Origin of the sequence: Zhongshania sp. (genome assembly GCF_047636175.1) — a bacterium.
Lineage (GTDB): Bacteria > Pseudomonadota > Gammaproteobacteria > Pseudomonadales > Spongiibacteraceae > Spongiibacter.
The window spans coordinates 38,190-60,844 of sequence record NZ_JBLIKC010000016.1; the positions used below are offsets into that span (position 1 = coordinate 38,190).

Annotated in this window: 15 protein-coding genes; 4 read left to right on the forward strand and 11 right to left on the reverse strand. The window is 49.4% G+C overall.

Annotated elements, in window-relative coordinates:
• The first annotated feature begins 182 nt into the window (after positions 1-182).
• Genes imuA through ACI955_RS10890 form a run of 3 tightly spaced genes read left to right on the forward strand, consistent with a single transcriptional unit; the run spans position 183 to position 5,600 of the window.
• On the forward strand, positions 183-1,004 hold the full coding sequence (imuA, locus tag ACI955_RS10880; protein ID WP_415243757.1) for a translesion DNA synthesis-associated protein ImuA: 822 nt from the start codon (positions 183-185) through the stop codon (positions 1,002-1,004).
• The gene (locus tag ACI955_RS10885) at positions 1,004-2,488 is read left to right on the forward strand and encodes a Y-family DNA polymerase (RefSeq protein ID WP_415243758.1); all 1,485 of its coding nucleotides are present in this window, start codon (positions 1,004-1,006) and stop codon (positions 2,486-2,488) included. Before imuA ends, ACI955_RS10885 begins: the two co-directional genes overlap by 1 nt.
• Before the next feature lie 4 nt (positions 2,489-2,492).
• Entirely contained in the window at positions 2,493-5,600 is a 3,108-nt protein-coding gene (locus tag ACI955_RS10890; protein WP_415243759.1) for an error-prone DNA polymerase, read from the forward strand.
• Between the two features lie 54 nt (positions 5,601-5,654).
• Here ACI955_RS10890 and ACI955_RS10895 read toward each other — a convergent pair whose 3' ends face one another.
• From ACI955_RS10895 to ACI955_RS10945, 11 genes are all read right to left on the reverse strand, one after another.
• Complete coding sequence (locus tag ACI955_RS10895; RefSeq protein WP_415243760.1) at positions 5,655-7,103, reverse strand: M20 family peptidase; 1,449 nt, start codon at positions 7,101-7,103, stop codon at positions 5,655-5,657.
• A gap of 11 nt (positions 7,104-7,114) precedes the next feature.
• Complete coding sequence (locus ACI955_RS10900; protein WP_415243761.1) at positions 7,115-9,643, reverse strand: TonB-dependent receptor; 2,529 nt, start codon at positions 9,641-9,643, stop codon at positions 7,115-7,117.
• A 597-nt stretch (positions 9,644-10,240) separates the two neighbouring features.
• On the reverse strand, positions 10,241-10,588 hold the full coding sequence (locus ACI955_RS10905) for a DUF6488 family protein (RefSeq protein WP_415243762.1): 348 nt from the start codon (positions 10,586-10,588) through the stop codon (positions 10,241-10,243).
• 14 nt (positions 10,589-10,602) lie between these two features.
• Positions 10,603-11,472 carry a HupE/UreJ family protein gene (locus tag ACI955_RS10910; RefSeq protein WP_415243763.1) on the reverse strand — a complete coding sequence of 290 codons (870 nt, stop codon included), beginning with the start codon at positions 11,470-11,472 and terminating at the stop codon, positions 10,603-10,605.
• 1 nt (position 11,473) lies between these two features.
• The gene (locus ACI955_RS10915; protein ID WP_415243764.1) at positions 11,474-14,581 is read right to left on the reverse strand and encodes an efflux RND transporter permease subunit; all 3,108 of its coding nucleotides are present in this window, start codon (positions 14,579-14,581) and stop codon (positions 11,474-11,476) included.
• Positions 14,582-14,591: 10 nt separating this feature from the next.
• Positions 14,592-15,824, reverse strand: coding sequence for an efflux RND transporter periplasmic adaptor subunit (locus tag ACI955_RS10920; RefSeq protein WP_415243765.1), 1,233 nt, complete (start codon positions 15,822-15,824; stop codon positions 14,592-14,594).
• Positions 15,821-17,128 carry a TolC family protein gene (locus ACI955_RS10925; protein WP_415243766.1) on the reverse strand — a complete coding sequence of 436 codons (1,308 nt, stop codon included), beginning with the start codon at positions 17,126-17,128 and terminating at the stop codon, positions 15,821-15,823. The genes ACI955_RS10920 and ACI955_RS10925 overlap by 4 nt, the downstream gene beginning before the upstream one ends.
• A 9-nt stretch (positions 17,129-17,137) precedes the next feature.
• A complete protein-coding gene (locus ACI955_RS10930; RefSeq protein ID WP_415243767.1) occupies positions 17,138-18,091 on the reverse strand; it encodes a hypothetical protein in 954 nt (317 codons plus the stop codon).
• A gap of 2 nt (positions 18,092-18,093) precedes the next feature.
• A complete protein-coding gene (locus ACI955_RS10935; RefSeq protein WP_415243768.1) occupies positions 18,094-18,474 on the reverse strand; it encodes a BlaI/MecI/CopY family transcriptional regulator in 381 nt (126 codons plus the stop codon).
• Positions 18,475-18,863: 389 nt separating this feature from the next.
• Positions 18,864-20,033, reverse strand: coding sequence for a Na/Pi symporter (locus tag ACI955_RS10940; RefSeq protein WP_415243769.1), 1,170 nt, complete (start codon positions 20,031-20,033; stop codon positions 18,864-18,866).
• A gap of 342 nt (positions 20,034-20,375) precedes the next feature.
• A complete protein-coding gene (locus ACI955_RS10945) occupies positions 20,376-20,642 on the reverse strand; it encodes an FAD-dependent oxidoreductase (protein ID WP_415243770.1) in 267 nt (88 codons plus the stop codon).
• Positions 20,643-20,940: 298 nt separating this feature from the next.
• On the opposite strand from ACI955_RS10945, the gene ACI955_RS10950 reads away from it, so the two are divergent.
• Positions 20,941-22,332, forward strand: coding sequence for an alkaline phosphatase PhoX (locus ACI955_RS10950; protein WP_415243771.1), 1,392 nt, complete (start codon positions 20,941-20,943; stop codon positions 22,330-22,332).
• Positions 22,333-22,655 lie beyond the last annotated feature (323 nt).

Genomic DNA, 22,655 nt, shown 5'->3' on the forward strand with positions numbered 1-22,655 from the left:
AACCTAAACAGCGCTTTTGGCGCTCATTTGAGCAATATTTTATAGCCGAGCTCAGCATCCGCTATTGAAAGCCCTCAAGTTCAAACTCCATGGGAATGCAAATCTCAACATTGACATTCGCCCCACTTAATATACTGTATATACATACAGCAATTTCCTGCTGACGTATTTTTAGCGGCAATATGAAAACTCACTCCCTTGACCAATTACTCGATGAGCGCAAGCTCTGGCGAGGCCAGCAACTCCGCCCTAGGCTGGCGGCCGGTGATCGCCTCTGCACTGGGTTTAGAGCCTTAGATGCGGCCCTACACATTGGTGGCTGGCCGCGTAGCGGCTCTACCGAGTTGCTGGGTGATTATGGTATTGGCGAGTTGTGGCTGCTTATGCCCGCCTTGCGTGAGCGCCTTGAAGATCGAGCCATGGCGTGGCTAAACCCGCCGTTTTTACCTTATACCCCAGCCTTAGCTGAACAGGGACTAGCTGTAAATAGGCAGCTACTAGTGAGACCCAAAACCTTGAGCGACCAACTGTGGGCGGCTGAAGAGTTACTTCGCAGTGGCGCCTATGCCGCTGTATTGAGCTGGTTTAGCGGCGCGGATCTCAATGATGGACAGCTGCGACGTCTGCATATTGCTGCGCTGGAGGGGCAATGCTGGCATATCAATTTTCGCCCCTCCGCCTTTGCACAACAAATATCTCCCGCGCCGCTACGGCTACAGTTAGCTGCAGCAAACCAAGCTCTGCAAATTAATGTGATTAAGCAGCAGGGGGGCCATGCCGGACAACAGCTGCAATTAGTGCGCCCGCCCGCACTGTTTTTACAGCAAAGCGCCGCCGCCAGCTGGCCGGTATATAACACTGCACCCACTCCGCCATCCCAGCGCCAAGCCCTGCGTAAAATTAGCCTCTTAAGCAAAACTGGCAAGGCCGCTATATTCGCCGCCCCACAGCAAGACGAAGTAACAAAGCTCGCCACCACTGGCAGCAAAGAGCAGTCGCGCTAATGCTGTGGTTATGCCTGAGGCTACCAGAGCTGCCATTAGACGCCATCAGCGAGAGCCGCTCAGCAGGTATGTTGGCACTAACAAATAATAATACCATCGAGATGGTGAATAGCGCGGCGCAACAAGCGGGTGTCGCAGCGGGCATGTCAGTCACTACCGCCATCAGTTTATGCAGCGCCCTAGAACTTCGCCCCCGCGACCTGAAGCGTGAGCAACAGCATTTAGAAAATATTGCACTCTGGGCATATCGCTTTAGCGGAGACGTCTGTCTTTGCCCGCCCAATGCGGTGTTGTTGGAGCTGGGCGCCTCACTGCGCTTATTTAACAATTTGGCGCGGCTATATCGTAAATTTATTAGCGCCTTTCGCCTCCGTGGACTTACCGTAAAGCTGGGTATTGCCCCTACACCACTGGCCGCCGAGTTACTCAGCTATCAAAACCTAAGCCCGGCAAGTTTAGTGAATGGCGCCGGCCAATTGCATCAAGACGCATTACAAAAGGCCCTGAGCGCGCTGCCCATTGGCTTATTAGCACTGCCCCCCAAGACCCTGAGCACATTACAGGAAATGGGCTTACACACCTTGGGTAATATTCAAGCCCTGCCCCGCGCCGCGCTTGAACGCCGCTTCGGCAAGGACATTGCCAAGCTGCTCGCTAAACTAGAGGGCAAACAGGCAGATATTCGGCCTAAGTTTATTCCCCCCGAGACGTTCGCCGCCCAGCGTCATTTTGACGGTGGCCTGAATAACAAGCAGCAATTACGCTTTCCGGTCTCAGCGCTACTCAGCGAACTGGAGCACTACCTGCGTTTGCGACAGTGTGTGAACCGCGATTTAAAGTGGCAGTTTCATTATTTAAACGGCAGCAAAGAGCCATGGTCATTGGCACTAAGCCATCACCACTTTGACCGTCGCAGTCTGATAGAACTGGTGATGCTGCGTTTAGAGCAACTCAGCTTAAAAGGTTCGGTAGAAACACTGAGCCTACACTGCGAGCAATTTATTCATAACGAACTGCAAAGTGAGCAATTGTTCGAGACCGCCAACAACAGCCAGCAACAGCAAAAGACGGCCCAAGTATTAGATAAACTCCGCCTGAGATTAGGCCCACACCGTTGTCATCAATTCAATTTGCAAGACGCCCACCTCCCCGAGCTGAATTGGGTGCTTCGCGATGCGCATACCGCCAGCCACAGCAAACTAAAAGTGGTAGCAGCGGCGCCATCAGCAGCAAGCGAATATAAACCGCTGCTTAGACCAAACTGGCTTTGCCAACCGCCCAAGGCGATTAGCGAAACCGGCGAGGGTTTATTTTGGCAGGGTGAATTGCATTTATTGCAAGGTCCGGAACGCTTTGATGGGCAGTGGTGGCAGCAGCGCCAAACCCGAGATTATTATATTGCTCGCCATCAAAACGGCGCGCTGTGCTGGGTTTTTAAAGACTGCCTGAAGCGCCAGTGGTATTTACACGGTTTTTTTGGGTAGCGCCATGCATAGTAAAAAAGCCGAGACGCAAGCTGCGCCAAGCTCTTATGCCGAGCTTCACTGCCTGAGTAATTTCAGTTTCCTGCGCGGTGCCTCTCACCCCCAAGAACTCGTTAGCAAGGCCGCCGAGCTTGGCTATCAGGCTATCGCCATTACCGATGAATGTTCTCTATCAGGTATTGTGCGTGCCTATCGCGCCAGTGAAGAACATGGGATTAAATTAATTTGTGGCGCCGAGTTTATTCTCGACGAGGGAATTCATCTGGTCTTAATTGCTCCGGTGCGGCTTGCCTATACCGAGCTGTGCTCGCTAATTAGTCGCGCCCGCCTGCACAGTAGCAAAGGCAGTTACCAGCTGAACTTAGGAGATTTACGGCGTTATAGTCAGCACTGTTTCGCCATTTGGCTCAACCCCGACGGCAGAGAGCACTATGCTAATGAACTAAAGGAATATTTCGGTGATCGACTCTGGCTGGGCATCAGCTTTCACGGTCAGCAGCAAGCCGAGCCCTACTATTTTAAGCGCTATCAACTCGCTCGCGAGCACGGGATTCCCATGGTGGCCTGTGGCAATGTGCATATGCATTGCCGCCAGCGCAAGCCCTTGCAAGATGTGCTCAGCGCCATTCGTCTGAACACATCGGTGCAGAAACTTGGCAGTCAAGTACAGGCTAATAGCGAGCGTTATCTTAAAAAGCGGGAGCTCCTACAGCGAGACTATCCCGCAGACTTACTCAGCGAGAGTGTCGCTATTGCCGAGCGCTGCACGTTTACTTTAAAAGAGCTGCGTTACCAGTACCCCAATGAAGTGGTGCCCAATAATAAAAACGCCGGTGAATTTCTTCGCGAAATCACCTTGCATGGCGCGCAACAGCGCTGGCCCAAAGGCGTACCCGAGCTGGTTAAAAGTCTGCTGGAAAAAGAACTCGCCTTAATAGCCGAGCTACAATACGAGCATTATTTTTTAACGGTTTACGATATTGTTCAGTTTGCCCGCAACCAAGGTATTCTCTGCCAAGGCAGAGGCTCAGCGGCTAATTCGGCGGTATGTTACTGCCTGTCTATTACTGAGGTTGACCCGTCGCGAGGGCAGTTATTATTTGAGCGTTTCATTTCTAGAGAGCGCGACGAGCCACCCGATATCGACGTTGATTTTGAACACGAGCGCCGCGAAGAAGTTATTCAATATATTTATAAAAAATACGGCCGGCAGCACGCCGCACTCGCCGCCACCATTATCAGCTATCGACGCCGCAGCGCGGTTCGCGATGTGGGTAAAGCCCTTGGTCTAGACGATTACTTGCTGCAAAAATTATCGCGCAATATGGCCTGGTGGGACGATAAAAGCACTTTTATTCAACGCTTACAAGAAACCCAGTTCGATACCGACAGCATTCCCATTCAGCAATTTATGGCTTTGCTTAATGAGATTCTGGGCTTTCCCCGCCATTTGTCGCAACACGTGGGCGGTTTTGTTATTACCCGCGACCCCCTCGCCAGTTTGGTGCCCATAGAAAACGCCGCCATGCCTGAGCGGACTATTATCCAGTGGGACAAAGAAGACTTAGAAGCACTGGGAATGATGAAAATTGATGTATTAGCCCTAGGTATGCTCAGCTCGCTGCGCAAAAGCCTTGGCTATATCAGCGCAGCTGGCGCTAAGGTTTATCAACTCAGTGATATTCCTGCGGAAGACCCCGCCACCTATCAAATGTTATGTACCGCCGACAGTGTGGGGGTATTTCAAATTGAATCCCGCGCCCAAATGACCATGTTGCCGCGCCTACAGCCCCGCACGTTCTATGATCTGGTTATTCAAATTGCCATTGTGCGACCCGGACCGATTCAAGGCGGCATGGTGCATCCGTTTTTACAACGTCGGCAGGGTTTAGAAAAAGCCGAGTATGAAAATGACGCCATCGCCAGGGTATTAAAACGCACATTGGGGGTGCCGGTATTTCAAGAGCAGGTAATACAGTTGGCAATGGTCGCTGCGGGCTTCAGCGGCGGCGAGGCGGATCAATTGCGACGGGCTATGACCAGCTGGGGCAAGAACGGCGACTTAATAAAATTCCGCGACAAACTTGTCAACGGCATGCGCGAACGCGGCTATAGCGAAGATTTTGCCGAGCGGCTATTTAACCAAATGAAAGGGTTTGGCGCCTATGGTTTTCCAGAGTCCCACTCCGCCAGTTTTGCCTTACTTGCCTACGCCTCTGCGTGGCTCAAATGTCACTACCCCGCCGCGTTTTACTGTGGCCTATTGAACAGTCAGCCGATGGGATTTTATGCGCCCTCGCAATTGATACAAGACGCCCGTCGTCACGACATTGAGGTGCGCGCCATCTGCATTAATCATAGTGAGTGGGACCATTGTCTTGAAGGCGACCCCAGCGCGCCCGCACTGCGTCTGGGCCTGCGTTTAATTAAGGGCTTTACGCAGCGCATTGCGGCGCAACTCTGCCAGGTGCGGCAAGATGCGCTATTCCATAGTATGGACGATTTCTGTACTCGGCTAAGCATCGCCAAACAGTACCGGCAGCAACTGGTACAGGCCGATGCCTTTCACTGTTTTAATATGCACCGCTATCAAAGCCTGTGGGAAATTAGCGCTTGGCAGGCCCCTGCGCCCTTGGGCAATTTACAGCCAACACCGGACACCATACAACTAACACCACCTGTCGAAACTGAAGAGGTTCTCAGTGATTATCGCCATACTGGCCTCTCCCTGCGGCGCCATCCTATGGCCTTGCTACGCACTCACAAGGTCTTTAAGAATTGTGCAACAGCGCAAGATTTAAGCACTATTAACGACGGCAAATTTATACGTATTGGCGGCTTGGTCAGCTGCCGACAACGACCGGGTACAGCCTCTGGAGTGATGTTTATGACCTTGGAAGATGAAACCGGCAACAGTAATATTATTGTCTGGCCAGCAGTGCAAGAACGCTGTCAAAAAGCGGTCTTACAAGGCCGTATTTTAATGGTTAAGGGCTGCCTGCAAAAATCAGCAAACGGCTACGCCACACCAGTAATTCATGTGGTGGCCTTCAGTATTGAAAGCTGCGACCATCTTATGAATATCAAGAACTCATCCCATGATTTTCATTAATGCCTGCAGTGTCATATGCAGCGCAGGCAAGGGAAATGATTTCTAAAGGTGTTTCTAAAGCTCTGCTGAGCGCTGCATTAAACGATAATAGATACGCACTGAATCCATAAAACTTTCCACAGATACCCGCTCATTAGTGCCGTGCATACCGGCCAATTCTTCGGGCCCAACTTCTAAGCCCAAAAAGCGGTAGCTCGCATCTGCAATCGCTTCAAAATGACGCGCGTCAGTTGCGCCAACCACCAAACGCGGCGCCACTGCAGTATCTGGTCGCACTTCTCGAATGATCTCGCTCAACACTTGGTATCCCCCTGAACCCACAGGCGCAACCTTGGAAGGATTATTGGCAAAATCACTATACGGCGATACCACTACGTGGGGGTCATCAATAACACGATTTACATAGGCGATAACCGACTCAACCGTATCCCCCGGTAAAATTCTGAAATTAACCACGGCAGTAGCGCTCAGCGGTAAGACATTGTCTTTTACACTCGCGCTCATCATGGTCGCAGCCGTCGTAGTGCGGATACCCGCATTGGCTGCCGGAATACTCGACATCATACTTTCCGCCAAAGGCCCCAATAGCCAAAGGTTGGCAAACACCAGGCGCTGGATAAACGGCACCTTTGAACCCAAAGCCTCCAAGGTGTCGCGGGTAAAACTAAGATCAGCGGGAAAGGGATTATTCTCCAAGCGAGTGATTGCTCTAGCAACGACGCCCAAGGCGGTATGACTGGGCGGCATAGAGGCGTGGCCACCGTCGCCTTTCGCGCTTATATTTAAACTCACATAACCCTTTTCTGCAGGGCCGATTAATGCAACACGGCCCTTAATACCGGGGATTAAGTCTTTGGTGACAAAGCCGCCCTCGTCCAATAAAAAGCCCAGCCGCACATTTCTTAGCGCCAGTGCCTTGGCGATAGCTTTGGCACCTTCGCCGCCAACTTCTTCGTCATGTCCAAAGGCGAAATAGATGGTTCGCTTAGGCACAAAACCTTCAAAGAGCAAGCGTTCAGCAGACTCCAAAATACTAATTAAACTTCCCTTATCATCAAGGACGCCGCGCCCCCAAATAAAGCCATCACTCACCACCCCGGCAAAGGGCGGATAACGCCATGATGACTCACTACCTGGAATCACCGGCACAACGTCTTGGTGCGCTAAAAACATTACCGGAGATTGGTTGCCAGATCCGTCCCAGCGCAATAACAGCGAATCCTCTGCCAGTATTTCTACCTCTAGTTCATTAAACACCCGCGGATAACGCGCGGCCAAATATTGCCGAAAATCAGCAAAGGCCTGTGCATTAACTGGCCGGCCGTCGCCCTCTGAGATGGTCGGTATCTGTATCGCGCCGACCAGACTTTCAAGCGGCCTGTCCTCTTCCCAGGCGATGGGCTCGATACCCTGCACCTCGACCGCATCTACCCCAAACATTAGGCCGCGAACCAAGACAAACGCAATTAAAGCAAGAAAGGCGATAGCTAATAACTTTTTCATCCATCAATCTCTTATTGAAAACGGTAGTTCACTTCAACACCAAACTGCCTTGGTGAGCCTGGCACTCGGTTAGCCACTCCTATCACGCTAGTGACGGCAATACCGCCAACAAAGTAGGAGCTATCTTTAAGATTATTAATATAAGCAGCAACACTAAGTTGATCGCTCACATCCCACAACATACGCGCATTATAGATCTCGTATTGACCGATATTCGAACTCTCGTACTCGCCGCTGAGATAATCGGTACCGATGAAAATCTCATCGGAATAATAATACTGGAGACTGGGCACAACGCGACCCACAGGACTTTCCCAATCGTATTGAACCACCATACCTCTGACATTTTGCGGCACTTGTGGAAAGGCTTCGCCGCTTCTGTCAACAATAGCGAAGCCATCGGCGGTGTTGGTTCCCAAATCGTACTCAATAAAATCACCGTCGGTATAACCGGCATTGGCGTTAATCGTCCAGTTACCCAGCAAGGCCGTCAACTCGACTTCAAAACCATCGACCACAGCTTCACCGGCATTACCGGTAAACTGAACCACTTCGGTATTGGTATTGCCGCGCTCATACAGGGCGACCTGTAAGTCGGTGTAATCAAGCTGATACACCGCCACATTAAATCGCAAGCGCTGATCAAGAGCATCTATTTTGACACCCAGCTCGGTGTTGCGGACTTGCTCGGGATCAAACTGCTGAAGCTCTGATCCGGTTTGGGTGGAACGCACATCAAGTCCTCCCGATTTAAAGCCATCACTCACTGTAAAGTATGCAATTAGGCTATCAAAATTAAGCGTATTCGCCAGTGACTCAGGTGCAATAAAATTGGCCGTAAACAGCGGCGTGAATTCTGAAAAAGTGGTGCCGCCGGTAATTAAAGGCAAGAACATCAACGGAACCTCAGGCGCCTGATAAGCAAAATACTGCTCCCTACTAATTGGACTATAAATACCATCCATTGCATGTGCCACTGGCAACAGGATAGCCGGATTAGTGCCAATTTGAGCATTTAGGCGATTTGCATATTCGTCATAATCTGGCACCACCATGGTGTGAACAGCTTGCCGTTCTTCCTCGGTATATCGCACACCCAACGTCAATTGTAACCAGTCATACACGTCCCACGACGCCTGCGCAAAGATAGCGCGGGTTTCATTTTGGTAATCTGCTAGGGACGCAGTATTAGCCTGCACCGGTAGTAAGAATGCTGGCGGAACTGCCACCGGCACGTCAACTGCAGCATCACCTGGTATACCCACCAGACCGTTGTCACCCACGTCCGTCCCGTCCAGCGTATTGTTCAGTTCTTCGCGGGCATAAAAGACCCCGAAGGTGAGCTTAAGCGTGTCGTCTAATAAGCTACCGTTAAATTTCAACTCTTGGGTGAACTGATTTCGATCAGAGCTTGGTGCAGTCAAACCGCCACCCTTAAAGACGGCATTACCAGCATTAGAACCCACCGACACGCTCTCAACTGAGGAGCCGTCAGAGTCACCACTTATGCGAATATTATCTTGAAGAGCAAAACTGCTGATACTTTCCATCTCCAGGCCGAACAACGGCATCCGCAGCGTGAGCGCGTACATCTGATTATCGATCGCGTAAACCGCATCTTCATCGTTTTGACTGACTTTAAAGCTATCGGCCAGCGCCGCACTGGTATCACAGGCTTCCTTTAAATTATCCCCGCCACTGCCTCTGTAAACGCCTTGGGTTAATATTGCATCGCTATTTTGGAAAGCGCAACTATAGGGCGTGCCGCGCTCATCTATACGGCTCATAAAACTAAAAAAGTCTAATTCAAGGGTGTCGGTGGGATACCAAATAGTACGCTGCGACACAGCTAATCTATCTTCGTCGAATAAATTATGGCTGGAGTTAATATTATCGATATAGCCGTCGCTACGTTTAGAGTTCAGGACCAGGCGGCTACTAATGGTGTCATTAGCCCACGGGATATTTGCCGTTAATTTGCCATCTTTACGGCCGTAACTTCCAGCGCTAACACGCACCTCAACTTCCGTTGCATCTGAACTCGGTCGCTTTGAGTCAACCAGTAAGGCGCCACCGATATTATTCTTTCCGAATAAGGTACCCTGCGGCCCCCGCAAAACTTGGATATTCGCGACATCAACGGCATCTAATAACTGCGCATCAGAACGCGGTATATACACTCCGTTTAAATACACGCCAACACCAGGATCTAAAACAGGATTACCCGAACGCTGGCCAATACCGCGAATGAAGATGGCAGGTGCTTTATAATTGGTTTGCGAAAACTGTAAACTTGGACTGAGGGTTTCAACGTCTGCAATAGAAGTCACCCCCATTGCATCGAGATAGTCCGAACTTAAGGCCGTAATCGCCAGCGGTGTCTCCTGCAAGCCCTCTTCTCGACGCCGGGCGGTGACCACAACCTCTTCTAAAACCGCTCTGGTATTACTATTCGACTCCTCTGCCACAACCAATGGGACAGACAAAAATGCTGACAAGAGAGACGCACTGCAATAGAAGCGGCGAGTATTTAAGCTCATAAACTTTCCCCATAACACATTGTTTATTTCTATACTCACGCCATCCTATCGCGTTATAGCGAATTAACAAAAGATGTTTAAAATTCAACGTGTTGATTCACACATAATTTGGCCGCCTGTTCACCCATGATATAGCCGAATTGTCAGGTAGATATTTTGTGCAAATCCTCTCCCAACCCTTCGTCGACGGTAAGAAGGGGCTGGCTTCTTAATTGAAATTGATTATTAGTTTGATAGCCAATAGAAAGATCACCCAATGGCAATCATTATCGCCCGGTGTGCAAAGCAGCTCCCGACCAGGAACAGCAAAGCCGATATATAACTTTGCCAAAAGCCAAAGTGAAGCCAATCAGCCAGTAAAAACGGTAGGGATAAGAAATATGGAATCGGCACGCCAAAAAGAATACTTTTGGCAAAGGTAATGCTGGCCTGTGGATCTTTGTGTTCTATGTACGAAAAAAACAAAGCCAAAATAGAAGCCAATGGTAGTGCAACAATAAACCTCGCCAACACCGGCTTCTTATCAGATAGCCACGACGCATGGCCCATTACCAATACTGCAAGAAGCTGCTTTGCGGCAAAGATATAGGCTCACCGTTAATTTACGCCTTTAAACTTACCGTTGGTATTGGCATCATACACTTCACCTTCGGTCGACATCAGGATATAAAATACGCGCTCATCGCTAGGGTTTATAACTTTTACAATATAGTAGCCATCGCCACTTTGAAAAATTGTCGCGGCCTGATTACCGATATTTGCCCAGCTTTCAGACACCTTGCCAAAGCCCAGTTGTGGGTCGACGCTGGCAAAACCTTGGGTAATTTGCGTTGCTATCATCAATGCCTTCTGTTCAGTAATTGGCGCATGACCGCTACCATGAGCGCTTAGATTTGAGCTTATAAACAAGCTTGCGAGAAAACACAGAGTAATTCGGTGTTTCATTTTTTCACCTTTATTTAGTGGCTGTGGTAAGCACCATCACCGTGCTCATGAGATGCTTGGTCCTGCAGCGAAGGCTGAGGAGTAATAATACGCCGTGGATAACGATCAAGAATATTTGATTTCGCTTCCATATCTTCATGGATATGCGAGTGGTCATCCCTATTAATCGGAAAATTATCGGCAAGTACGGTGTGCTGATAACCATGCAATTGATGCAGGAAAAGCAAGCCACCAACGATAACCAGCAGTGTATTAGCGATCATGCTAAAGCGTTTGAATGAGGCCGTTTTTCGCCACCCTGTGAGCAACACTAGCATTGCGGTAAGTGCTGCGATTTGACCAACTTCGACACCGACGTTGAAAGCGAGTATTTTCATAACGATACTGCCGTCCCCCATAGGCAGTTGCTGCAGCCGAGTAGACAGGCCAAAACCGTGAATCAAGCCAAAGCCAAACACCATCCACATTAGATTGGGTGACGCCACACCAAGATAACGTTTGAAGCCATCCAGATTTTCGAAGCCCTTGTAACAAACGGTGAGCGCGATAATGGCATCAATCAGGAAGTAATTTGCCTGTACTGAATAAAGCGTGGCAAACACCAGCGTTATCGAGTGACCCAAGGTGAACGCCGTGATGAACCTGACAATATCGACAAAGCGGCTGAGAAAGAAGATAACACCAAACAAGAAGAGTAAATGGTCATAGCCCGTAAGCATATGACCTGCACCCAACAATATGTAATCTGGCAGACCAGCCTCAATTGCACGCTGTTTATCTGCCTCAGACATGCCGTGGGCGAGCACATTTAAACTACTGAGGATCATCACCGATACTGCAGCCATGAGGGCGTAAGAACGGCCTGTAAACAATATTTTTTTCACATTATGCTCCTTTATCGGCGCGGTACAGCATTCGGTACAAAGACGGCAACACAAATAAGGTAAGTAATGTCGACGAGATAATGCCGCCAATCACCACGGTAGCTAAGGGCCGTTGCACCTCGGAACCTATCCCCGTGTTTAATGCCATTGGAACAAAGCCCAAAGACGCGACCAGCGCAGTGGTAATGACCGGCCGTAACCGCGTCAGCGCGCCTTCGATAATCGCAGGCTCTAGACCTAAACCGTCACGACGCAATTCCCGAATAAACGACACCATCACCAAACCGTTTAAAACAGCGATACCTGATAAGGCGATAAAACCCACTGCTGCGGATATGGAAAATGGTATATCTCTAAATACCAACGCCAATATCCCACCAGTAAGTGCGAGAGGAACACCGCTGAATATAATCATCGCATCTTTTAGCGAACCAAGGGCCAGCAATAAGAGACCGACAATCATGATTAAGGTCACTGGAACAACGACGGCCAGTCGCTGCGACGCGGATTGCAAGGTTTCATAGGTGCCTCCGTATTCAACCCAATAGCCTGCAGGTAGTATCACCTGTGACTCAATCGTTTCCTTCACGTCACTGACGAAGCTACCGAGATCGCGGCCACGAACGTTCGCTGTCACAAAAACACGGCGCTTGCCATTTTCGCGGTTAATCTGGTTGAGTCCCGTCGTCAGCACAATATCCACCAATTCTTTCAGCGGTACATAACCTCCAGCAGAAACTTGGATGGGAAGCGAGCCCAACTGGTCAATATCACTGCGTCGATCTTCAGGTAGGCGCACAACAATCTCTGCGCGACGATCACCCTCGTAGAAAAATCCCGCACCCTGGCCACCCATTGCTGTGGCAACTTGATCTTGAAGGGCGTTAAGCTCAACGCCGTATTGACCCAAGGCAAACTGTTTGGGCTTGAGTGTTAGCATGGATAAGCCTGTGGTCTGCTCCATCTGGATATCAACAATGCCATCTACGGAGGCGATTACACTTTGAATTTCACCACCAAGGATATCAAGCTGAGACAAATCATCGCCAAATATTTTAATAGCTAATTCGGCACGCACTCCTGACAACAGCTCATTAAAGCGCATCTGTATCGGCTGGAGAAATTCATAGCGATTGCCCGGCACGGGTTCCACCAACGCCGCCAGTTCTTCCACAATCTGGCTTTTAGGCTTACTCGGATCAGGCCACTGATCGCGCGGTTTTAGGATAATAAAATTATCTGCCACGCTCGGTGGAACTGCATCAGTCGCGACATCAGCGGTGCCGATTTTGGCAAATACTCGCTCCACTTCAGGCATTTTTTTAATTGTGGCTTCCAAGGTTTCCTGTAAGGCCACCGCCTGACTTAGGGAGGTACCCGGAATTCTGAGCGCGTGCATTGCAATATCGCCCTCATCGAGGTTTGGTACAAACTCACTACCCAAGCGACTAGCCAAGGCCGCACAAACAAGAAGTAATACCAGCGCTGCTCCAACGACCACGCCACGCATGGCGATCGCTTTGCGCAACAGTCGACCGTAAAAATCTTTTGTTACATTAAATGCGCGATTCTCTTTTTCAACTACTGGGCCCTTAAACATTATGGCGATTGCCGCTGGCACAAAGGTTATAGACAGTAGCATTGCGGCACTGAGGGCGATGACCACCGTCATGGCCATAGGGTGAAACATTTTGCCTTCTACGCCCGTTAAGGAGAAGATCGGCAAATACACCGCGGTAATAATAAACACCCCAAACAACGCTGGACGGATTACCTCTTTGGTAGCGCTATATACGACATCTAGGCGCTCATTCAGCGACAGGGCCTGCTTGTCGCTGGCAAGGCCCAAGCGGCGCAAACAGTTCTCCACGATGATAATGGCACCGTCTACTAGTAAGCCGAAATCCAATGCACCTAAACTCATCAAGTTTGCACTGACGCCGCTACGCACCATTCCTGTAATGGTCATTAGCATCGCTACAGGGATAACAGCCGCAGTCAATATGGCGGCGCGGACATTACCCAACAGTAAGAATAAAATAACGATAACCAGCAATGCACCTTCTAGCAGATTAGTCGTTACGGTCTTCAGAGTTTTATTCACTAGGCCGGTGCGATCGTATACCGCGGTCGCGGTAATGCCCTCTGGCAAACTCGACTTAATTTCATCGAGTCGCTCACCAACCGCTTTGGCAACGGTACGGCTGTTTTCGCCAACGAGCATAAATACCGTGCTCATGACGACCTCACGACCATTTTGGGTCGCCGCTCCAGTGCGCAGTTCCTTACCCTCGCCGACTGTCGCGACATCACCTACACGCAGTACCTGACCATCAATAGTTTTAATCGCTATTTTACTAATATCCGCAAGCGTCTCGGCTTGCCCCGGAATACGTAACAGCCACTGCGCGCCTTTTTGTTCAACAAAGCCTGCGCCACGGTTTTGATTATTATCGGCAAGCGCGTCGATAAGTTCTTGCTGCGAGATACCGTAGGCGAGCATTTTTTCCGGCTGCAGTCCGATTAAGACTTCCCGTTTGTAGCCGCCAATGGGGTTAACCTCAACCACACCGGGGACACGCAATAGCTGGGGGCGAATAATCCAATCATGTGCTGAACGCAAATCTGTTGGCGTTATTAGTTTGCCATCTGCACCAGTTGCACCTGGCTCGGCATCCACGGTGAACATAAAAATTTCACCCAGCCCCGTCGCAATTGGCCCAAGTTCAGGCTCCAGCCCAATTGGCAATTTGGCACGCACGCTGCCAAGCCGCTCGTTCACCAACTGACGTGCAAAATAAATATCGGTGTCGTCGCTAAATATTACCGTGACTTGTGACAGCCCATAGCGGGAAATCGATCGGGTGTATTGCAGCTCAGGCAGGCCCGCCATCGCCGTTTCTATAGCGTAGGTAACGCGTTGTTCTACCTCCAACGGCGTATAGCCTCGTGCTTCGGTGTTAATCATTACCTGAACATTAGTGATATCGGGCACGGCATCAATAGGCAGTCGATTGAAATTCCACAATCCGAGACCACAGACCGCGACCACAGCGGCCATGACCACACCGCGCCGCGCTAGGGAAAACTGTATAATTGCATCAAGCATGGGGCATCCTTTAGTGGTCGTGTGAAGCGCCGGATTTTTCGATATCGGCCTTGATGATGTAACTGTTATCGGTAACGTATTCGGTTCCCGGTTCCAAGCCACCTAAGACTTCTACCCATTCTCCAGCCTCACGGCCGAGTTCAAGCATACGCACTTCGTATTGATCGCCCACTTTCGCGTAGACCACAGTAAAATCCCGGAAGCTTTGCAGTGCTTTGCGTTTTACCGCGAGCGGGACTTCATAGCGGGCCACTTCAACATCTCCACGAACAAAGCTCCCCACGGGCACCTCAAGATTGTCGGCGTCGATACTGACGCGTATATCGGCAGATTGATCCCCATTAAGCAGCGGTGAAACCCACTGCACTGCACCTTTTCCAGCTGTTTCAAGCGCTTCGTTTACTAGCAGCACACTATTGTTTAAAGCGATACGACGGCGATCTTCGGGGAAGGCTTTCAGTAAAGCCAAAGGCCGAGAACGATCAAGAATGCTCACCAGCGTGCGGCCATCAGTCGCTTCGCCGATATTGATCGGTAATGCCGCAATCTCACCAGCAATCTCGGCGCGCAACACATAGGATTTAAGGCTTTCATTACTCTCGATACTAATAAGTGCGGTGCCCGCTTTCACTTGCTGCCCCAAACTAACGTGAATGCCTTTTACTACACCGTCAAAACGCGCGCTCAGATGAACCAAGGCATTGGTATCGGCAAGCAGCCTACCGAAAAGCGACAGACGTTCAGTGAGCACTTGCGAACTCGCAGTGCCTGTAAAGATGCCCATGGCGTTAGCAACATCGGCATGAATTCGCGTTCGCCCTTCGAAATTATCGTATTGCCATTTATAGCTTTTATTAACGTAAGACGCGTTGACGCTAACCATAAAAGAATGTGGCTCAACTATTTCCATATCACCGCGCAAAAAATCTTCTTGCGGTCTAAACTTGATCTGATCTTCGCCGTCACCAAGACGGCTCAAAGTAACGCTTACTTCGACACTCTCTGGCGGCAAGATCTTGCCATCTTGCGTTGCCCACACCCGAAACTCTGGCGGTACACCAGCCTCGAAGATGGCCAATTCAATCGCGAAATCGTCTTGGCGCAACATACGGCCCCGATGTGGACCTTTTTCAGGCTCAACTTCCTGCGCCTCTGTACCTGAGGCCAGAGCGATAATGCTTAGGCCCATTAACGTAGCGACAATAACGCTGGCAATTAACGATAGTTTTACTGAAATACTCATAAATTTACCTCATTGTTAGCCAGCAGAGGCAAACCGGTTAGACGTTCAATTTCGACGCGTGTGAGCTGTGCTTTAAACTGGCTATCCAGTAAATGACTGCGTGTCGCGAGTAATTCCTGCTGCACCCCACGCCAATCCTGATAGCTGTACCGGCCCAGCTGGTAAGCGTTTCGGGCTTCTTTCTGGGCTTGTTCAAGCGTTGGAATAATTTGCTCACGCAATGCGCCAACCACATGCTGCGCGTGCTGAAACTCTTGAAGCAAAACATACAAGCGCGCTTCCAGCACTAATTGCACTGCGTCAGCATCAGCGCGATAAGCATCACGCTCAGCCGCTAAAGCGGTCATACGTCCGCGATTACGCTGCTCGCCCCCTAAGGGCACGGTAAAGCCGGCAACCAAGGCGTAGTCGTCGGTGTTTTCAAAACGCCGTACGCCGGTTGAAAACTGCCATCTTGATTGTGCTTCAGTTTTCGCTAAGGCTATTTCGGATTGCGCGACGCGCTCTTGGGTGAGTAATTTCTGTACGTGCGGATGGCTGCTTAGCTGCTGCGCCAGCTCTTCATAATTCACTTTGCCCGTGGCAATGGCAAGTGAGCCAGAAGCGGTATCAAAATCGAGTTGTCGCGCACTCCACTGGGTCGCCAACATCCGTTTAGCGCCGCGAATTTCATGATCGAGATCTTCCAGCGCGATATCTGCCCGCGCTAGCTCAGCTTCAGCTCGAAGCTTGTCGGCGAAAAGCGATTTTCCTGCGTCCATACGTTTGGATAGTTCTTTGACCACTGACTCCGCTTGTGCTCGGGCGTCTGCTGCTAGTTCTTTTCGCTGCTGAAAGATGACTACCGACAGAAATTGACGCGCCGTTTCGGCGGCCACATCAAGCTTCTTTATAGCCTGTTCATCGGTAATCAGTCTCTTGCGCGCATCAGCGCTACGTCCGCGCTGTTCCAGCAATTCACCCTCTAATACCCAACTAATGCTGAGCGTCGATTGAAGGTTGTCGGCACCACTGTAGTCACCGGAGCCGAAGCCATCTTCAACACTTAAGCCAAGTTTGGGCCGACTTCCAATTCGGGCCTGCTGAGCCATTCCGTCGGCAGCAGCTTGGCGATAATTAAACGCCCGAAGCTCAGGGTGTTTAGCAAAGCTTCGTTGAATAGCCTCACTTAGTGTTAATGAAGTCTCCGCTATGGACACCATCGGTATAAGCAACAAAATTGGCAATAAGGTAATTACTTTGCACCAAAAAAACCGATCCACAATCGGTTTTTTTGGTGCTCGAAACGGACTAAAAACACGCATAAATAAGCCTCAATGACTAAAAATTGCTTCAACCGCGTGATGATAACTATCCACGCTCAAAAGACAGGAAGCCAAGAGCATCGCAAGCAATACAGTAAACAACGATAAAGGAAACCCACGGCCTCGTTCTGGCCTCAGCTGATAACGAACCCGCTCTTCAATTTCAGACGCGTAGAAATGACAAGGTAAAGGGCTAGCGAAATAATGTTGATCACGGGACAAACGGCATAATTTTATTACGGTACTGGCAACGCTGCTGCCGCCCCATCCACCGGCAGCAGCATAGTCGTCAGCGGCCAGCTCAAGGCATAAAGAAAACTCACGTCGTAAACGATTACTAATGAAAGGCAGGTAAAATGACGTTAGAAAAGAGAAGCACAGCTTCCGTAAGGAATCCAACCGCTTCTGATGGGCAAACTCATGTCGCGACACAATGTCGTTTTCAGTGTCCGTCAACTTCGCTTGCAAGGCTGGACTAATAAAGACTTTCGGCCGCAAAAAACCAGCGGTGACGGCGTATATTACTGTTGAACCGAGGTTTTCGCCTTTAACGAACGCATCAAGACTAAGCAACTTATCAAGAGCAGCTCGATGGCTTAAAAATTGGCGGGCATGGCGTATTAGCGAATTTAACGAGATGCCGACAAACAGAAGTACCAGTAGGCTGTGCCAGCTGTAAATATTGAAAACATAAATATGGTGCCAGTGGCTGAGTGCTCTGAACCATGTCGGCATCGCGGCGACAAAATCCGGTTTCAAAACAATGGTAGTTACACTTAGCGCAACAAGCCACGGAATTAGAACAACTGTCCACAGTACCCATTGACGCGCGCCGGCCGACAGCTTCACCCGCCACTCTACACTTACGCGGACCACAAACGATAAGGCAATAACACAGTAGAAAAACACTGATGCAGCGATAAACGCGCTATTGAGAGCAATTGCAGTGGCGCCAAAAAACATCGCTACCTTCCCAATTTGTCGCTGGCACGCCGCTGATCAATGAGCTTCTCCAGGGCCTGCAATTGGGTTTCGGTCATTTCTGCTGACAGCGAATTAAAGGCAGCCAATAGGCTGTCTTCATTGTCACTGTAATCCGCAGTAACCTCGCGGACCAATTGAGCCAGAAAGGCGTCTCGGGGCATGGCTGCGCGATAAATAAAGGCATGGCCTGACTTATTGCGGAACAAAAGCTTTTTTTTGTACAGGCGGTCAAGAGTGCTTTGGATCGTATTTAACGTCCTCACAGTATCATCCGCTATCTCGCGGTGCACACGCTTGGCGTCTGCTTCGTCAGTATCCCAAAAATACTGAAGAACCGCCTTTTCCAAACTCCCCAATTGCATGTCACTTTTGGCCTAGATATACATAAGATAGCTATATAGTGCCCCCGTCAAAACCGATCGTCAATCGGTTTTATATTTGAAAGCTTGGATATTATGGTATGCCGTGCCGCACAGCAAAAAACTTCGCCCGGGTAAGCGACGGGTATTTCGTGAAGGATCGCGGAAATGTAATGGAGCGTAAATCTGTCTGCTTTTTACCGGGCTAGGACATGCGGTATGAAAAAGTTAGTACGAAAGGCTTCTGCAACAGCAAGACAAAAAGCACTATTGCCTAAAAATAATAAGCTGATTAACTCACTAATTTTAATCTAGCCTAGCGACAGCAAATCGCTAGCTATATACACTGGTGGCAGCGAGCAATAAAAGCGTATACACAAATTTTAAATTGCTTATTGGCTAGCAAAGATAGCGACAATCGGCATTACAAAAAATACGCTAGCGATATAAGCGAAACCGAGAATCTTTTGCTCCGCTACCCGCTGGGATAATCCCTCTGCAAATTTAAGCGGTATTTCACGTAAGAATTTAATCCCAAAGACCACCGCAACGCCGAGCACATTATAAATAAGATGTACTAGGGCAATTTGTAGTGCAACTAGCGCAAACTCACCAGTGACCGCCAGCGAAGCAATTAGTGCTGTTATGCATGTGCCAATATTGGCTCCCAGGGTGAAGGGGTATATATCTCGGGTTTTTAAAATACCATTGCCGACTAAGGGCACCACCAAGGACGTAGTGGTAGAAGATGACTGCACCATTACCGTCACAATAGTGCCTGAAAAAATACCGGTTACAGGGCCTTTGCCAATGGCGTGATGAAGGACATTTTTGGCCTTGCCAACCATCAAGGATTTCATGGTCTTGCCAATGAATGTAATGGCAAAAATAATCAAACCAACACCCGACACCGCTAAAATCATACCACCCATAAGCTCAGATAAGGGACTCACTAAAGAAGCAAGCCGCTCAGCGAAGGGTTCTGTTATCGCCTTTACTGGGTTAAAGCCGGTACCGCTAGTTTGAATTTTTCCGAGCCAGGTGATTACCGTACTGCTGATTTTTTCCAAGAAACCAAACGCAATCTCCAGAGGTAAAAATATCAACACACAGAGCATATTAAAAAAGTCATGGACGGTTGCCGCAGAAAAGGCCCGTTGAAATTCGTTTTTATTAGTAATATGGCCCAGGCTAACAATCGTATTAGTGATGCTGGTACCAATATTAGCTCCCATTACCATGGGGATCGCTATACCTATCGGCAAACCACCCGCGACCATAGCGACTATGATCGAGGTTACCGTACTTGAAGATTGAATAAGTGCCGTAGCCGTCATGCCAATGATAAGACCCAGTAGCGGATTCTGGGCAAATTCGAAAAGCGCAGTGGCGTGCTCGCCAGTCGCTAATTTGAATCCGTCACCAATCACACTGACGGCAAGCAGAATAATATATATCAAGAACAGTAACTGCATCCATTTTAAGAACAGATACTTACCCGGCTCTTCCTGGGATTGATCTTTCTGGGACTGTTCGTCCAAGCTAAGGTCTAAATTCGACACAGTTTGCTAATCCTAGTGACTATTCATTAAAGGCTAAACGCATACTCCCAATATAATATGTCAGTTATGTTTCAATTAAATGTCAGCTAGGCAGATTATGCAATTAGGGTTTAATAAGAGGGTAGACTTTTAAAGAGCAAAGGATTTTAAAGAGAGGTGAGATTTATTGATGTTCTCACATTTTCTTTTTGGGAAGACTAAAGATGTTATCTTTGCCATTACTAACAATAGCTTCTCGGCCGGCTTGCTCGATTAAGCGCGGAATATAAAGCAGCCTTCCGAGCAATAAAATCAAAATAATGAAAAATCATTAACGCCTATTTATATTTTTAAGATCAACGCTCACGATCTTTCTAGCAAAGCCAATACCTCAGCCGCAGCGCGTTCCCCAGAGCGCACCGCACCGTCCATATAACCATATCCTAATTCCGCGCTCTCTGTTCCAGCCCAGTGAATCCTCCCAACAGGCTCACGCAATGTTGGTCCTGCCGACGTCAAGATGCCTTCGCTTAACGGCGTAATACAGCCGATGCTCCAAGGATCTGTCGACCAATCTTTCTCAACATAGCCCATACTTGCAAGTGCCCTAGGGCCAAAATACCGACTCAACTCTTTCGGTACTCATCTAGCCCGGTCGAACTCACTCACCATGGCTGGAACTTCAGCCGCAGATAAGAATGCCGTCAAGACTCCCATTGATGCATCTTGTGGTGAGTTATCAAAAACTAATTGCAGGGGCGAGCGATCTTTAACGACACTGCCATTAAAGCCGGCATCTCGCCAAAAGGCGCTGGCAGTGCTGCAATAAAATACGTGGTTTTCACAAAGGCAACTTCCCCGGCTGTCATCATTAGTTAATATAAATCAGGCAGCATGTGTGCTCTTCACTTCACAACAGGGATTTGGAATGTCTGCTATTGTCTCGCTAGAGCACCGTTTGAGCCGAAGAAATTTACTGCGTAACGCATTTTATCTGTCCACTGCAACAGCGGCAGCACCCCTACTAGCTGCCTGTGGTGGATCAAGCCGCAGCGTGTCGGTGCCTGAGTCAGCATCCGCGGCAAGCGAATTATTTATTCCTCATGGTCCCCTCGCCAATGTTGGCGCGCTTAGTCTAGACCCGCTGACCCAAATTAGAATCCCAGCAGGTTTCACGGTGCGTGCAGTAGCAAGTTCGGGCTTGCCGGTTATCACCCCAGGCGGGTCGTCCATTAACACTTTAGGCTTCAACTGGCACACCTCGCCCGATGGCGGTGCAACGTATGCATTAGACGAAGGCGGCTGGATATACACCTCAAACTCTGAAGTTTTGGCCCCTGGTGGCGGTGGTTGCAGTGCAATCAAATTCAATGCTGACGCCGAAGTGGTGGACGCCTACCCAATATTGACCGCCACCACCCAGAATTGTGCTGGTGGTAAAACACCCTGGCAGACCTGGGTTTCTTGTGAAGAAACCACCGCTGGCTTGTGTTGGGAGTGCGATCCCTTCGCTGAGAGCCAGGGCATAGCAAAACCGTCGCTGGGACTGTTCGCCCACGAGGCCATTGCAGTAGATCAAGAGAAAGGCATTATTTATCTTACCGAAGATAATAGTAGTGGTCGTTTCTATCGCTGGCTTGCCGACCGCAACGACATAGACCCGAATACCGGTCGCATGGCTATGGAAACCGGTAGCTTACAGGTGATGAATATTGCTGGTTTTGAAAATGGTGGTTACCCAGAAAAAACCGAAGATGTCCGCGAGTTACGGGCAGTGACCTGGGTCGATGTCATCCGTCCTGCGGAGCCACAAAGCACTGTACGCAGCGAACTAACAGAGGCAGATCAAACTGTCCCTGGCACTTTGTTTAACGGTGGTGAAGGACTTTGGTATTACAGCCTGCCAAATAATGTGAATCATATCCCCAGCGCTGGCAGTGTCGCTACTCGCGGTCTGGTATTTTTTACTTGCAAGGGCGACAATCGAGTGTGGGCGCTTGATGTTGAAAACCAGTTAGTCGAGCTTATCTTTGATAACGAACAAATAGAGCCCGATTTTAATGACGTCGACAATTTAACTGTCAGCCCCTGGGGTGATGTGGTCGTCGCCGAAGATCCGCCAACTGAGCCCTATTCGCGCATCATGGTGGTACTACCTAACGCAACATGTGTGGTATTGGTGCAGTGCGAGCATCCAGGTTCAGAAATATGTGGTCCAGCGTTTTCGCCAGACGGCCGTAAACTGTACTTTAGTTCCCAGCGCCGTGGTGCCGGTGAAACCTATGAACTGACGATTCCAGAGTCACTCATACCCGCTTAAATCCTCTACATTTAACTATTAAGCAACTTGCGGAGCTGGGGCCGAAGCCGTCAGCTACCGCGCTTACGGCAAGCAGTATTCAGGGTGCGGATGTTGATAGCTCACCGCGGTGTTTATTTATTTAGATGTCGCGTGGTGTAACACGTCAAATATACGAGGGTAAAATGCGTTTGTAAGGGTGTAATAAGTTTACTAAGGATTCGCGCAGGTCAGTCTGCACTCTCGCATATCCAGAAACAGGGCCTGGGCCCGTCTGATATTAATACAGTATTTGGTGCCTCTGGTGCGGCAAAATGGCTGGCAATTTACGATCTTGATCGCGC